Source organism: Bradyrhizobium sp. i1.15.2 (genome assembly GCF_040548425.1).
Lineage (GTDB): Bacteria > Pseudomonadota > Alphaproteobacteria > Rhizobiales > Xanthobacteraceae > Bradyrhizobium > Bradyrhizobium canariense.
Genome location: NZ_JBEPRQ010000018.1, coordinates 1 through 14,725, shown reverse-complemented (window position 1 = coordinate 14,725; position 14,725 = coordinate 1). Strand labels below are relative to the sequence as shown.

Below are 14,725 nucleotides of genomic sequence, written 5' to 3'. Positions count from 1 at the left end.
GGATAGCTGAAACCGCCTCATCGCCTCAGCTCCTGCGTGAGAGGAAATCCAGCACGCCGGTCTTGTAGACCTTGTCGCCGACTGCGCGCATGTGATCGCGGTTCGGAATGTCGAGCACTTCCGAACCCGGGATGATGGCGCCGAGCGCGCTGGCCGATCCCGCGACGTCGTCGGTCGAGCCGACTGCGATCAGCACGGGCACGTCGATGCGTGCGGCTTCGTCCTTTGTCATGAGATCGCGCGTGCCGCGCAGGCAGGCGGCCAGCGCCTTGTGGTCGGAACGGGTTTGGTCTGCAAAAGCACGAAAGGTGCGTCCGACGGGATCGGAGACGTCGTCGAGCGAGGGCGCTTCCAGCGCCTTCGCAACGTTCTCGCCCGGCCCGGTGCCCTCGATCAGGCCGCCGATGCCGATGCCGCCGAGAATTGCCGAACGCAGGCGCTGCGGCTCGTTGAGGGAGAGCCAGGCCGTCATCCGTCCGCCCATCGAATAGCCCATGAGATCGGCCTGCGGGATGGCGAGGTGATCCATCAGCGCGAGCACGTCGCCGGCCATGGTCGGGATCGAGTACTGCGCGGGCTCGTAGAGCTTGGCGCTTTCGCCATGGCCGCGATTGTCCAGCGCAATGACGCGGCGGCCGTTCTTGCGCAGCTCCGAGACCCAGGTCGGATAGACCCAGTTCACGTTCTTGCTGGAGGCAAAGCCGTGCACCAGGATGATCGGATCGCCCTCGCCTTCGTCGAGATAGGCAATTTCAACGGCGCCGTTGTGAAAGCTCGGCATCATCAGTTCCGCAATCTTGAGGGGAAGACGTATCTTAGGCGGTGACGGCAGCGCTTGCCAGGACGGCTTCGGCGGCGATCCGGGCCTGGCGAAGTCGCCGCGCCCGCCTGCGATCGCACCAAGCCTGGGTCATGCGCTCCGTCGTGGCCTTGATCGAGGACAACAGGCCGAACAGCGTCAAGGTCGCGCCGAACAGCCAGAGTGCAAGATTGAACGCCCCGCCGATCAGCAGCAGGGCGCCGCGGCCGAGCAGCTTCAGGATCGCGCGCGTCTTGCCGCCCTGCGCTTCCGCGAGCCGCGCCGCGCGTGCGACGTCCTTCGGACCTTCGGCGATGCGCAAGCTATCCATCGCACCGCGCGTGCCGGTCTTCTCGACGACGCGCGTGACATCCTTGCCGAGCCGAACCAGCGCGCCGGCCTTCTCGGCGCGGAACGCGGCCTTGATCGCGCTCAAGGTCTGGCCCGGCCGCAGCACCGAGCCGGAGGCAACCGCGTTCTGGAGCATCGGCGTATCGACGACCTCGCGCGCGGACCGGCCGGCCCATGCCGCCAGTCCCTCGCCGAGCCGGCCCACCTTGCGCGCGTCCTTCACCAGCGTCAGCCCGGCGCGAACCGGCGCGGCACCGCCGACAGAGACGTAGGTCACGGCCGTGACCGCGAGACCCGCGGCCGCAAGGCCCAGCACCAGGCGATCGGTCTCCTCGCCCATGGCGAGGTGCTTGCCCTCGCGCACGACATCCCTGATGTCGCCGATGACGAAGAGATCGCCGGCCACGGTCCCCGACAGGCTCGCAACATCGTCCGCGTTGCCGGTGACGAGACCCGTGGCAAACCGTTTTGCGACATGCGAGGTGGAATTTTCGGCTTTGACCGCGTCGCTGACACGGCTCAGGAGGTCGTCAGGCAGCGCGGTGTTGCGGTCGCGCGCCAGCGCGACAAAACTGTCGGCGAGATCGGCATCGCCCGACGCGAGCGCGGCCTCTATGTTGTCCTGAATCATGCGGTCATTGTGCCGCAGCAGCGCGTCGAGCTTGATCTCGGAGAGCGCGGCGGGATCGTCCTGGGCGGCCAGAATCGCCCCGGCCTCGCGGGCAGGCGGTGCTACCTGCGCGAGCATGAAGCCGCAAGCCACGATACCGGTCAACGCTGTGCTGATTCGCAACCACTTCATGCGGAGAGCCTGGACGGTCCTGAGATCGTTGACGCCTAACAGTTGGTCTTTCGTCGCAATTACGCTCGTCCACAGACATAGTATGCTAAAATTGCGACACAACGTCCCCGACGAAAGAAGGGCTTCTCTCAGGCCGCAAGATTGTGTCGAATTTGCATGAGCAAATGAGCATGGGGCATTGCGGAGCTTTCGGTTCCGCTGGACTAGCAATCATCCACACCCGCCAGTATGGTCCGCGGCGCCTTAATAATGCCGCGTCAGTCGTGATTGTGTCTGCCGCCATTGCCACTCCAGGATGAGTACGATGTCCGACCATGTCGTCCCGCACTTCCACAACGATGCCGGTGTCCCCGTCATCGAGATCGGCTCGCAAGAGTTCATGTGCGTGGGCGCCAACCCTCCGTTCGATCATCCGCACGTCTTCCTCGACCTCGGCAACGACAACGAGATCATCTGCCCCTACTGCTCGACGCTGTACCGTTTCGCCGCCGACCTGAAGGCGGGCGAAGCCCGTCCGCCGGAATGCGTCCTGAAGGACAAGGTGGCCTGATCGCTTCCATCGGTCAGGGGTGGCGCTCTCCCGAACGATTGTCATCGCTGGTGCCGGCATAGGTGGACTGACGGCTGCGCTTGCGCTCGCGGCACGCGGCTTCCGCATCGTCGTGCTGGAAAAGGCCGAGCGGCTCGAGGAAGTCGGCGCCGGTCTGCAACTTTCTCCCAATGCCAGCCGCGTGCTGGTCGAGCTCGGCCTTACCGAGCGCCTCAAGCTGCGCGCCGTGATCCCGGAGGCGGTCTCGATCATGAGCGCGCGGGCCGGCGGCGAGCTGTTGCGCATGCCGCTGGGAGAAGCCGCCGCCGCGCGCGCCGGCGCCCCCTATTGGGTGGTGCACCGCGCCGATTTGCAATCCGCACTCGCCGGCGCAGTCTCCGACCATCCCGATATCGACCTGAAACTCGGCGCGACCTTCGAAGACGTCGCGCCTCACGCCAAGGGGCTGACGGTCGTCCATCGCAGCGGCACGATCCGGCGCAGCGATCTCGCCAGTGCGCTGATCGGCGCGGACGGCATCTGGTCGACGGTGCGCCAGCATCTGTTTCCCGAGGTGCAGCCGCGCTTCTCCGGGCTGATTGCCTGGCGCGGCACGCTCGACGCCACGCAACTGCCGAAGGACTACACCGCGCGCCGGGTCCAGCTCTGGATGGGCCCGAATGCCCATCTCGTCGCCTACCCGATCGCGGGGGGACGCCAGATCAACGTGGTCGCGGTGCTGCCGGGCACCTGGAATAGACCGGGCTGGAGCACGCCCGGCGATCCGCGCGAGGTGATGGACGCCTTCGCCGCGCCGCGCTGGCCGCCAGCGGCGCGCATGATGCTCGCCACGGTCGATAGCTGGCGGAAATGGGCGCTGTTCGGCGTGCCTGACGACTGCCCCTGGAGCAACGGCCCGGTCGCGCTGCTCGGCGACGCCGTGCATGCGATGCTGCCGTTTGCAGCCCAGGGCGCCGGCATGGCGATCGAGGACGCCGCGGTGCTCGCGCAGCATTTGAGCCTTGAGGTCGCCGAGAGCACCGCTGGCATCACAGCTGCGCTGAGACAATACGGCCGTACGCGCCAGGCGCGCGTGCGGCGGGTGCAGCGGACCGCGCGGCAGCAGGGCCGCATCTATCATTTCACTGGGCCGCTCGCGTTCGCGCGCGATCTTGCGGTGCGCGCCCTCGGCCCGGAACGCATGCTGGCACGGCAGGACTGGATTTACGGCTGGCGACCCTGATGCGAGGCGCCGGTTTCAGCGCACTGCTCTTGTCGATTTCGGGGCAGGCTTGATCGGACCAAGGGGGTTGGCTGCTGGCGCCAGCGCAGCGGCCGGCGTCGCCTCGGGGGGCGTTTCCCGGCACTTGTTGCGGCGCCAAGCGTCATCGGCCATCTGCGCGCGCCCGCGCACCGCGACGTAGTCGTTGCGGTAGGCAAGCTCCGACACGACGGCGCCGCCCGCGCCGGTCTGGGCCTTGTCCATCAGCCTCTGCAAATCAGCGGTGCGGTTGGCGAGCCCCTTGCGCTCGGCTTCGAGCAGCTTGCAATCGTACAATTCGTACCTGGCGGGATCGGCAAAGGCCGGAGCGACCGTCTCGCTGATGCCTGCGCAGCCGGACAGTGCGAAGCCGGCCGCGAGCAGCGCGACGGCCACGCAGCACGTGCGCAGGCGATATCGGATCAAAGCAGCCATGCCGGATGAATAGTCCCCGTGGATTGAGAATGCCTAAAGCAACAACAGATGTCCGGATTGAGGCTTTGCCTTGTGCGGCCGGCTCGCCTAAGGAAGAACCGCCCCTCCGGCCTGCAAACGCCAATTCCAGACGGCCGGCCAGGGACTTAAGTGATTGATCTCGTTGGATCAAGCGGGCATGGCGGAATTGGTAGACGCAAGGGACTTAAAATCCCTCGGCGCGCAAGCGCTGTGCCGGTTCGACCCCGGCTGCCCGCACCACGAGAGCTGCGCGGACGATCCCGCCGATCGCCGCGGCCCCGAGCGCTGATACCTCGTCAATGTTGTCCGCTCCTGCACCGCCTGCCAGCTATCCCGAAACGTCGCTTGTGCAACGCAGCATTGAAGATAGACAGGGGCCTCAAATCAGAGGTGAGCTGCTTGTCCGACGTCAATGCCGACGATTGGGTGTCCTCGGGACACCGGCCGATGGGTTTCCCCGAATTCGTCATCGTGATCGCGTCGATCATGGCGCTGAATCCGCTTGCGATGGACATGATGCTCCCGGCGCTGCCCAACATCGGGTCGGCCTTCAATATCCCCGTCGCCAACCATCTTCAGCTGGTGCTGTCGACCTTCCTGATCGGCTTTGGCGCGGGGCAGTTCGTCATGGGTCCGCTGTCGGACCGCTTCGGCCGCCGCCCGGTGCTGCTCGGCGGGATGGCGGTCTATGCGGTGGCGAGCGTGCTGGCGATCGCCGCGCCGTCGTTCGAGACGCTGCTGCTGGCGCGCGCACTGCAGGGCTTCGGCACCTCGGCGACGCGCGTGATCGCGACCTCGATCGTGCGCGACTGTTATGTCGGCCGCCGCATGGCGAGCGTGATGTCGCTTGCGATGATGATCTTCATCGCCGTCCCCGTGATCGCCCCCTCGTTCGGACAGGCGGTGCTGCTGGTGACGCAATGGCGCGGCATCTTCGTCGTGCTGATGCTCTACGGCCTGCTCGCGCTTGCGTGGTCCGTGCTGCGGCTTCCGGAGACCCTGCCTGAGAGCGAACGCAGGTCGCTCGCGCCGGCCGACGTGCTCACGGCCTACTGGCAGACCGTGACCCATCGCCAAACCCTCGGCTACGCGCTCGCCGCCGGAAGCGTCATGGGTGCGCTGTTCGCCTACGTGTTTTCGGCCCAGCAGGTTTTTGTCGACATCTATCATCTCGGCCATTATTTTCCGCTCGCCTTCGCCGCGATCGCAGCCGGCACCGCCATTGCCGGCTTTCTCAATGCGCGATTCGTCGGGACCCTCGGCATGCGCGTGATCTCGCACGGCGCGCTGACGCTCTACACCGCGGTGGCCGGCGTGATGCTGCTGACCGAAAGCCTCGGCGCGTTGCCGCTTCCCCTGTTCATGGTGCTCTCGGCGCTGATGATGTTCTCGTTCGGCATGATGGTCGCCAACTTCACCGCACTCGCCATGGAGCCGCAGGGCCACATCGCCGGCACGGCGTCCTCGCTCTACGGCTCGATCACCACGCTTATCGGCATCGTCGTCGGCATGGCGATCGGACAAAGCTTCGACGGCACGCTGCTGCCGTTCTCGGTCGGCTTCTTCGTGTCGTCACTCGCTGCGCTCGCGATCGTGCTGGTGGTGGAGAGAGGACGGCTGTTCAAGCCGCATCATCGCGCCATCGGGTGAGGAACTTCGCGGCGCTCTCGATGTTGTACTGCAACAATCTGAAAAGGCGCTTCAATGGAACCGAAACCCCGTAAAGACCACGACGCCGCGGAACGGGCGGAGACCGAACGCACGCCGTCGAGCGTTGAAAAGACCGCCGTCACCGTGCCATTCGCGAGTGAAGGGCTCGAGCGGGTCCGCGACAGCCACTGTTGAGCAACACGTCTATTCCGTTGCGCGCCTGTTGGCGCTGAAATCGTCCGCAACGCCCTCGGGTGCCGCGCGGCCTTCACGGGGCGGCACCATTAGCACAACCACGTCCCGCGTGAGACCGGGCCGGCCCCATAGCTGCGCTTGTACATTAAATTCCCGCCTGACGAAGTGCCCGGCCCGCCCGGCCACCCCGTCCATCCACCGGCTGCAATCATCCTGATCGCGGAAACAGAGCGCGGCCCAGCCGCGGTCCAGCGTCGTCTTGCGCGGCAAGCCTCCGGGAGATTGATCCTCGAACGGCTGGGCGTAGTGCGGGTGGTCCGGGCTGTAGAAGGCCATCGCGAAGGCCAGCGCATCGTCGCCGCTAACGGCGGCGAGCGGCTCGCCCGTCAGTTCGCGCCACTCGCGAGTCAATTCGCTGGCGGCCTGCGCGTAGAAATTGCGCCCCTCTTCGTAACCGTAATCGTTGCGATAGAGGGCATGGATCGGCGCGGCGACGAGGACGGCCGTGAGCGCGACGCCGGCCACGACCAAGGTGAGGTTGACGGTGTAAAAGCGCTCGATCGGGTAATTTGTGCCGCAGACCACGAGAATGGCGAACAGGAACAACCCCTGCAACGCCCACAGCGACGGCAGATCGGTGCCGATCACGAGCGAGATCAGAACCGGCAGCGCAATCGTGCCGACGGCAACGTAAAAGAGGAGCCGCAGGCCCGGATTCATCGCCGCGAAATCGTCCGGAAACTGCTTCAGCCGCGTGCCGGCGATCAACATCCAGGTGACGGATGACACACTGATGGCCGCCAACAGCCCCAGAAGGAAGTTCCTGGCCTCCCCGAGCGAGCTCGCCGCAGTGCCGTTGGCATGGTTCAGCGCGTAGGTGAAGGTCGGCGCCCCGGTCGTGGCGAGCCAGTGAACATGCGGTGACAGCGCCGCAAGCCCGACGACGACCGAGATCCAGGGCGAGGCGGAAGTGAAATAGGCGCGACGCGCCGGATGCGCCAGCGCGGCAAACGTGAAGCTCGCGACAAGGAAGATCGAATAATATTTGCCGGCCATGGCCAGCGCCGTCGTGAATCCCACGGCGATCGCCCACGACGCCGCGCGGGTCTCGAATGCGCGGACGAAGCACCAAGTCGCCAGCGGCCAGACGGCCAGCAGCACCGCATTGGCATTGAAGCGCTGGGCATGGAACTGATAGGCCGGCGTCAGCATCAGGAGCAACAGCACAAGGACGCGCTTGTGCCCCGTCACGAATTGCCGCGCGATCCGGTCGACGAAGACCAGCGCAAGCCCGGCATTGGCCATCGCCATCAATTGCAGCGACCAGTCAGTGAGCGGAAAAATGGCGCTCCAGCTCGCGGCAACCCAGCCGGTCAAGGGTGGATGCTTGGGATAGCCCCACGCGAAATGCCGCCCCAGCGTCCAGGCCTCCAGCGTATCGGGGTGCAGACCGCCGCCGGCATAGGCGACCGCTAGATAAAGTGTCCAGATCGCGACGAAGCCCGCGATGAGAAGCGGCACCGCCCAGCCCGTCTCGACGCCATCGAGCCAACGCAGGAATGGCCGGCGCCATCGTGCCGGCGTGCGATCGGACCGTTCGGCCATCGCCTGGAATGCAAAATCGATCGGCACTGGAATCAAATGGAGGAAGGAAGGTGATGCGCAAGGACGGCACATCTAGTTCAGGACGGAAACAAATAGCAATGAATGGAAACTGGAAAAGTTTGAAAACGTCCGCCTTCTCAGCCGGCGCAAGGTCGACAAAAGAGCCAAGATCGACAAACGACAACGGCGCCGCTGATGACAGCGGCGCCGCAGGATGATCCGGACGAAAGGAAGAGCCTTCGCCCTACTCCGACTTGTCGACGTTCCAGAACAGCGGGGTCGCGGGACCGTCGAGCACGCCGGTCAGCGATTTGCGCCAGCCGCTCGGCAGGAGATACTGCCCCAGCGGGATGTAAATCACCTGCTCATAGGCTTCCTTCTGGATGTCAGCGGCGATCTTCTTCTGATCGTCGAGCGAGGCGGCGCGAACGAAGTCGTCCTTGAGCTTTTCGATCTTGGCGTTCTCGGCCCAGCCAAACCAGCCCTTCTTGCCCTGACCGCCGATCGAGAGATTGGCGATCGGGTTGGAGACGTCGGCCGCGACCCAGTTGGTGAAGAACATGTTCCAGCCGCCCTCCTTCGGAGGCTTCTGGCTGGCGCGGCGGCTCACCACCGTCTGCCAATCGGTCGCTTGCAGGTCGACCTTGAAGCCAGCCTCGCGCAGCAGCTGAGCCGCAACGATCGGCTGTGCCTTCAGCGTCGTGACATCGCCGGGGGCCATGATCACGATGGGGGTGCCGTCATAGCCGGATTCGGCGAGCGCCTTCTTGGCTTCGGCCATGCCGTTGCCCTTCACGAGGGTCTCGGCACCGGCCTCGGTCGCGAACGGCGTATCGCACACGAAGAAGGCGCCACAGATCTTCTGATATTTGGCGTTGCCGACGAGCGCGTCGAGAACGTCCTTCTGGTTTATCGCCAGAAAGGCAGCACGGCGCACTTTGACATTATCGAACGGCGGATAAAGGAAGTTCATCCGGCCGAGCGTCTGGAAACCGAACTTGTTCGAGACCTCGATCGTGATCTCCTTGTTCGCTTCCAGCAACGGGAGCATGTCGTAAGGCAGATTTTCCACAAAGTCGATGTCGCCCGACTGCAACGCGTTCACCGCGGTCTGCGAGTCCGGCATGGTGATCCACTCGACGCGGTCGACCTTCACCACCTTGCCGCCGGAGGTCCAGCTCGACGGCTCCTTGCGCGGCACGTAGTCGGTGTTCTTGACGTAGACCGCCTTCACGCCCGGCTGGAATTCCGACTGCACGAACTTGAAAGGACCCGAGCCGATCTGCTCGGGGATCTGCTTGTCCGGCGGCGTCTCGGCGAGGCGCTTCGGCATCATGAAGGCAACGCGGGAGGACGGCTTGCCGATCGAGTCGAGCACGAGGCCGTAGGGCTCCTTCAGCTTCAGCGTGATGGTCTTGGCATCGGTCGCCTCGATGCTCGCGGTGAAGTCGAAAAGTTTCTGGCCCATGCCGTCGACTGCGCCCCAGCGCTTGAGCGAGGCAACGCAGTCCTCCGCCGTCACCGGCGCACCGTCATGCCACTTTAGGCCGTCGCGCAGCGTGAACGTATAGGTGAGCTTGTCGTCGGAGATCTTCCAGTCCGCCATCTGCGGCTGGATCTTGAAGTTCGAATCGGGCGCCACGAGCGTGTCGTAGATCATGTAGCCATGGTCGCGCGTGATGTAGGCCGTGGTGAAGATCGGATCGATGATGCGCAGATCCGAATGCATCACCGCCGTGATGGTCTTGCCGGCCGCAAGCACCGGCGAGGCCAGTGCGGTCGAAAGCGCGACGACCGACAGCGCAAGTTTGGAGGCGAACGCGCGAGGCCCCCGGCGCATCAACTTAAACATAAAAAGTTCTCCTGACGTGAAACTGTTCAAAGGCAGGTTATTGATTGAGCATCCGGTTCGTTCTTTAGGCGAACTAACCTCATGCAATGCCTTTATCTTTTCGAGACTTGCAGACAGTGCCGAGCGCGTCAATCCGGTTTCGCTGCAAGCCCAAGCAGCGCGCGCACGGGCTCCACACGGATCGGTTTGGCTCTACAACGCTCTCCGCCTGCCCTGCCCCGCGCCAATGCAATGCGCGTTCCATGTTCCGAAGCCCAAGAGACATTGGAGAGACATTGAGATGAATCCAGCCAATCTTCCCTTCGATTCCGAAGCGATGCTCCAGGGTCTGCGCGGCTGGGTGGAATGCGAAAGCCCGACCTGGGACGCGAGCGCCGTGAACCGCATGCTCGATATCGCAGCGCGGGAGATGGCAATCATGGGTGCGACGATCGAGCGCATCGCCGGTCGCCAGGGCTTTGGCGGCGTGATCCGCGCACGCTTTCCGCATCCGAAGCAAGGCGAGCCGGGCATCCTGATTGCCGGACACATGGATACTGTTCATCCCGTGGGTACCATCGAGACGCTGAAATGGCGGCGCGAGGGCAGCAAGTGCTACGGACCCGGAATCTACGACATGAAGGGCGGCAATTACCTTTCGCTGGAAGCGATCCGCCAACTGACCCGCGCCTCGTTCACGACGCCACTGCCGATCACCGTGCTGTTCACGCCCGACGAGGAAGTCGGCACACCCTCCACGCGCGATATCATCGAGGCGGAGGCCGCACGCAACAAATACGTGCTGGTGCCGGAGCCCGGCCGCGCTGACAACGGCGTCACCACCGGGCGTTACGCCATCGCGCGGTTCAATCTAGAGGCGACCGGCCGGCCCAGCCACGCCGGCGCGACCTTGTCGGCGGGCCGCTCGGCGATCCGCGAGATGGCGCGGCAAATCCTCGCCATCGACGCAATGATGGGCGAAGACTGCACGTTTTCGGTCGGCGTGGTGCATGGGGGGCAATGGGTCAATTGCGTTGCCACGACCGCCACCGGCGAAGCGCTTTCGATGGCCAAGCGCCAGGCCGACCTCGATCGCGGCGTCGAGAGGATGCTGGCGCTCTCCGGTACAACCAATGATGTCACCTTCAAGGTGACGCGCGGCGTGACACGTCCGGTCTGGGAGCCCGATGCCGGCACCATGGCGCTTTACGAAAAGGCGCGCGGGATCGCCAAATCGCTCGGCGCAGAACTGCCGCATGCGAGCGCCGGCGGCGGCTCCGACGGCAATTTCACCGGCGCAATGGGCATCCCGACTCTCGACGGCCTGGGCGTGCGTGGCGGCAACGGCCACACGCTCGAAGAGTATATCGAGGTCGAAAGTCTGGTCGAACGCGGCCGGCTGATGGCGGGGCTGCTCGCGACTCTGGAGTGATGGCGCGAGCCAAGGCACCAAAAGGGGGCGAGATCACCAAAACAAGGTGACCGCACTGCAAAAACCGTGACCCGGATGGCATGGGAATTGCTGAAATGTTAGGCTGGTGGCAGAACGCAGCCTTCAGCCGCTGTCTCTGATTTGACTCTGATCTGACGGGATCCAACTTGCTCGGATATCTCCTTCGCCGAATTCTCGCCGCCGTGCCCGTGATGGGCGTGGTGGCGCTGTTCGTCTTCCTCCTGCTCCGCCTCACCCCCGGCGATCCCGCCGCGATTCTTGCCGGCGACAACGCCACGCCGGAGCGGCTCGAGCGCATCCGCACCTCGCTCGGTCTCAACGAGCCGCTGATCGTGCAGTTCATCACCTGGCTGAACAAGCTGCTGCATGGCGATCTCGGAACGTCACTCATCTCCAACCTTCCGGTGATGAAGATGATCGGCCAGCGGGTCGAGCCGTCGATCTCGATCGCGTTGTCGACCATCATCCTCGCGGTCATCGTCGCGGTTCCCCTCGGTGTAATCGCTGCCTGGAAGCACGGCACCTGGATCGACCGCTTCGTGATGGGCCTGTCCGTGCTCGGCTTCTCGGTGCCGGTGTTCGTGGTCGGCTACATCCTGATCGAGGTCTTCGCGATCGACCTGCGCTGGGTGCCGGTCCAGGGCTTCCGCAGCATCTCGAACGGGTTTGGGCCGTTCTTCGAGCGCATCATCCTGCCAACCTGTGCGCTGTCCTTCATCTACATCGCTTTGATCGCGCGCATGACGCGCGCGGCGATGCTCGACGTGCTCGGCGAGGACTACGTCCGCACCGCGCGCGCAAAAGGCATCAACGAAGTCGCCGTGATGATGCGCCATGCGCTGCGCAACGCCGCCGTGCCCGTGATCACGGTGATCGGTACAGGCTTTGCGCTTTTGATCTCCGGGGTCGTCGTCACCGAGAGCGTGTTCAACATCCCGGGCATCGGCCGCCTCACGGTGGATGCGGTGCTGGCGCGCGACTATCCGGTGATCCAGGCGATGATTTTGCTGACGTCGTTGATCTATGTCGTCGTCAATCTTCTGATCGACGTCGCCTACACGCTGCTCGATCCCCGGATCCGGTACTAGGGCCAAGGATAACAACGAAAAATGTCGGTCGATACCCTTCCCCAGTCGTCCATCCCGATCACGTCGCCGCTGCGGCCGCGCTTCGGATTCCTGACCTCGACGCCGATCATCGCGGCGGCGACCATCTGCCTGGCGTTGGTTGTGCTGATCTCGATCCTGGCGCCCTTGATCGCGCCGTATGATCCGATCCAGCTTGCGCCCTCGCAGCGGCTGAAGCCCTCTTCGGCGCAATTCCTGCTCGGCACCGACGCCTATGGCCGCGACCTGCTGTCGCGCGTCATGTATGGCGGACGCATCTCGCTTCTGATCGGCATCGGCTCGGCGATCATGTCGATCGTCATTGGGTTGGCGATCGGCCTGGTCTCCGGTTTCTTCAAGCTGGTCGATTCCGTCATGATGCGGATCATGGACGGCCTGATGGCAATGCCGAGCATCCTGCTGGCAATCGCCGTGGTGTCGCTGTCCGGCGCCAGCCTCTGGACCGTGCTGATCGCAATCACGATCCCTGAAGTTCCGCGCGTGGCACGCCTGGTGCGCTCGGTCGTGCTGTCGGCGCGCGAAGAGCCCTATGTTGAAGCGGCGATCTCGGTCGGCTCATCCCTGCCAAAGATCATGTGGCGGCATTTGATGCCGAACACGATCGCGCCTCTGATCGTGCAGGGTAGTTATGTCTGCGCGTCCGCGATCCTCACCGAGGCCATCCTCTCCTTCCTCGGCGCCGGCATCTCGCCGGAAACGCCGACCTGGGGCAACATCATGGCCGAGGGTCGTCAGTACTTCCAGCTCAAGCCGACGCTGATCTTCTGGCCGGGCCTGCTGCTCTCGATCGCGATCCTCAGCATTAATTTGATCGGCGATGCCGCCCGCGACGCACTCGATCCGCGCATGAAGCAGCGGGAAGGCAAATGATGACCGATCAAGTGATGACCAGCCCGATCCTCGACATCAACAACCTCGTCGTCTCCGTCGGCAAGAAGCCGAATGCCGCAAACATCATCGACGGCATCTCGATCCAGGTGCACGAGCGCGAGACGCTGTGCCTCGTCGGCGAAAGCGGCTCGGGCAAGTCGGTGACCTCGCTGACCACGATGGGTCTGCTGCCGAAGGGCACGCTGATTCCGACCGGCGGCAGCGTCAAGCTGGTCGGCGAGGAGATTCTCACCGCGACCGACCGCCGCCTGCGGCAGCTCCGCGCGACCCGGATGGCGATGATCTTCCAGGAGCCGATGACGGCACTCAATCCGGTGATGCCGGTTGGCCGCCAGATCGACGAAGTCCTGCGCGCGCACACCAAACTCGATGCGAAGGCGCGCAAGAAGCGTATCCTCGACATGATGGAGCAGGTGCGCCTGCCCCAGGTCGAGCGTATCTTTTCCTCCTACCCTCACCGACTCTCCGGCGGTCAGCGCCAGCGCATCATGATCGCGATGGCACTCGTGCTCGAACCGAAGCTGCTCATCGCGGACGAACCGACCACCGCGCTCGACGTCACAACGCAGAAGCAGATTTTGACCCTGATCCGCGACCTCCAGCGCGATCACGGAACCGCCGTGCTGTTCATTACCCATGACATGGGCGTGGTCGCCGAAATCGCGGACCGCGTCGCGGTGATGCGGCAGGGCCGACTGGTGGAGACCGGAACGCTGGATTCCATCCTGCGCAATCCGACCATGGAATACACCCGCAACCTGCTCTCCGCGGTGCCGAGCCTGGTGCCGCGCGCGGCGCGGCCTGAGACCAGGGAACCGGTGGTGCTGGAGGCCAACGAACTCGGCAAGGTCTATCGCGAGCGCGCGTTCTTCGGTAAAGGCCGCGAAGTCGTCGCCGCCGACAAGGTCACGCTGACGCTGCGCAAGGGCCGCACGCTCGGCATCGTCGGCGAGAGCGGCTCCGGCAAATCGACCGTGGCGCGCTGCATCGTCCGCCTGATCGACCCGACCTCCGGCGGCGTGCGCCTCTCCGGCCGCGAGATCTCGGACATCTCGCGGCGGCTGTTGCAGCCGCATCGGAAGAAGATCCAGATCGTATTCCAGGACCCCTACCGCTCGCTCAACCCGCGCGTCACTGTCGGCGAAAGCATCGCGGAAGGCCCGATCAATTACGGCGTGTCGCATGCCGACGCAATGAAGCGTGCGCGCGAATTGCTCGAGCTGGTCGGCCTGCCCGCCGATGCGGTCGCGCGCTATCCGCACCAGTTCTCCGGCGGCCAGCGTCAGCGCATTGCGATCGCCCGCGCGCTCGCGCTCGATCCCGACGTGCTGGTCGCGGACGAGGCGGTCTCCGCCCTCGACGTGTCCGTGCAGGCGCAGGTGCTGGACCTGTTCGACGAGATCCAGACGCGGCTCGGCATCGCCATCCTGTTCATCACTCACGATCTGCGCGTCGCAGCGCAGATCTGCGACGAGGTCGTGGTGATGCAGCACGGCCGCGTCGTCGAGCAGGGTCCGGCCGCCGAAGTGCTGACGCATCCGAAGGAAGCCTACACCAGAGCCTTGCTCGAGGCAGCACCGGGCCGCGGCTGGGATTTCGCGAACTTCCGGCCGGTGGCCGAGGGCGTGGCGGCTAGCGCCTAGTCACTCTCCTCGTCATTGCGAGCGCAGCGAAGCAATCCTGAGCCTCCCCTAAATCGGTGGACACCTATAGCTTAGACAGCAAGAGGTGTCAGATGACGAAACGGCAGCGACGTTCTTATTCGGACGAGTACA

At 64.5% G+C, this 14,725-nt stretch carries 12 protein-coding genes and 1 tRNA gene; 8 read left to right on the top strand and 5 right to left on the bottom strand.

The window, feature by feature from the left end:
- Positions 1–25: 25 nt before the first annotated feature.
- Together ABIB80_RS26540 and ABIB80_RS26535 are read right to left on the bottom strand one after the other, a co-directional pair.
- Positions 26–781 (bottom strand): alpha/beta fold hydrolase, encoded by a 756-nt coding sequence (locus ABIB80_RS26540; RefSeq protein ID WP_007602545.1) that lies wholly within the window; start codon positions 779–781, stop codon positions 26–28.
- Positions 782–815: 34 nt separating this feature from the next.
- Positions 816–1,952: a hypothetical protein gene (locus ABIB80_RS26535; protein ID WP_354128716.1), complete on the bottom strand. Its 1,137-nt coding sequence runs from the start codon at positions 1,950–1,952 to the stop codon at positions 816–818.
- A gap of 304 nt (positions 1,953–2,256) precedes the next feature.
- Between ABIB80_RS26535 and ABIB80_RS26530 the strand changes: the two genes are divergently transcribed.
- A complete protein-coding gene (locus ABIB80_RS26530; RefSeq protein ID WP_007602543.1) occupies positions 2,257–2,502 on the top strand; it encodes a zinc-finger domain-containing protein in 246 nt (81 codons plus the stop codon).
- A gap of 19 nt (positions 2,503–2,521) precedes the next feature.
- Positions 2,522–3,724 carry an FAD-dependent monooxygenase gene (locus ABIB80_RS26525; RefSeq protein WP_354128715.1) on the top strand — a complete coding sequence of 401 codons (1,203 nt, stop codon included), beginning with the start codon at positions 2,522–2,524 and terminating at the stop codon, positions 3,722–3,724.
- 15 nt (positions 3,725–3,739) lie between these two features.
- Here ABIB80_RS26525 and ABIB80_RS26520 read toward each other — a convergent pair whose 3' ends face one another.
- Positions 3,740–4,177: a twin-arginine translocation pathway signal gene (locus ABIB80_RS26520; RefSeq protein ID WP_354128714.1), complete on the bottom strand. Its 438-nt coding sequence runs from the start codon at positions 4,175–4,177 to the stop codon at positions 3,740–3,742.
- A 172-nt stretch (positions 4,178–4,349) separates the two neighbouring features.
- Here ABIB80_RS26520 and ABIB80_RS26515 point away from each other — a divergent pair.
- A tRNA-Leu gene (locus tag ABIB80_RS26515) sits at positions 4,350–4,438 on the top strand.
- Positions 4,439–4,597: 159 nt separating this feature from the next.
- Positions 4,598–5,848 (top strand): multidrug effflux MFS transporter, encoded by a 1,251-nt coding sequence (locus tag ABIB80_RS26510; protein ID WP_219683854.1) that lies wholly within the window; start codon positions 4,598–4,600, stop codon positions 5,846–5,848.
- 204 nt (positions 5,849–6,052) lie between these two features.
- On the opposite strand, the gene ABIB80_RS26505 is transcribed toward ABIB80_RS26510, so the two are convergent.
- Both ABIB80_RS26505 and ABIB80_RS26500 read right to left on the bottom strand, forming a co-directional pair.
- Entirely contained in the window at positions 6,053–7,648 is a 1,596-nt protein-coding gene (locus tag ABIB80_RS26505) for a glycosyltransferase family 39 protein (protein WP_354128713.1), read from the bottom strand.
- 244 nt (positions 7,649–7,892) lie between these two features.
- Positions 7,893–9,500, bottom strand: coding sequence for an ABC transporter substrate-binding protein (locus ABIB80_RS26500; protein WP_007602537.1), 1,608 nt, complete (start codon positions 9,498–9,500; stop codon positions 7,893–7,895).
- Positions 9,501–9,780: 280 nt separating this feature from the next.
- Here ABIB80_RS26500 and ABIB80_RS26495 point away from each other — a divergent pair, with 280 nt between their 5' ends.
- From ABIB80_RS26495 to ABIB80_RS26480, 4 genes are all read left to right on the top strand, one after another.
- Entirely contained in the window at positions 9,781–10,911 is a 1,131-nt protein-coding gene (locus tag ABIB80_RS26495; RefSeq protein ID WP_354128712.1) for a M20/M25/M40 family metallo-hydrolase, read from the top strand.
- A gap of 167 nt (positions 10,912–11,078) precedes the next feature.
- Positions 11,079–12,020 (top strand): ABC transporter permease, encoded by a 942-nt coding sequence (locus ABIB80_RS26490; protein ID WP_007602533.1) that lies wholly within the window; start codon positions 11,079–11,081, stop codon positions 12,018–12,020.
- A gap of 21 nt (positions 12,021–12,041) precedes the next feature.
- Positions 12,042–12,929: an ABC transporter permease gene (locus tag ABIB80_RS26485; RefSeq protein WP_007602531.1), complete on the top strand. Its 888-nt coding sequence runs from the start codon at positions 12,042–12,044 to the stop codon at positions 12,927–12,929.
- A 14-nt stretch (positions 12,930–12,943) separates the two neighbouring features.
- Complete coding sequence (locus ABIB80_RS26480) at positions 12,944–14,593, top strand: ABC transporter ATP-binding protein (RefSeq protein WP_219683863.1); 1,650 nt, start codon at positions 12,944–12,946, stop codon at positions 14,591–14,593.
- The last annotated feature ends 132 nt before the right edge of the window (positions 14,594–14,725 follow it).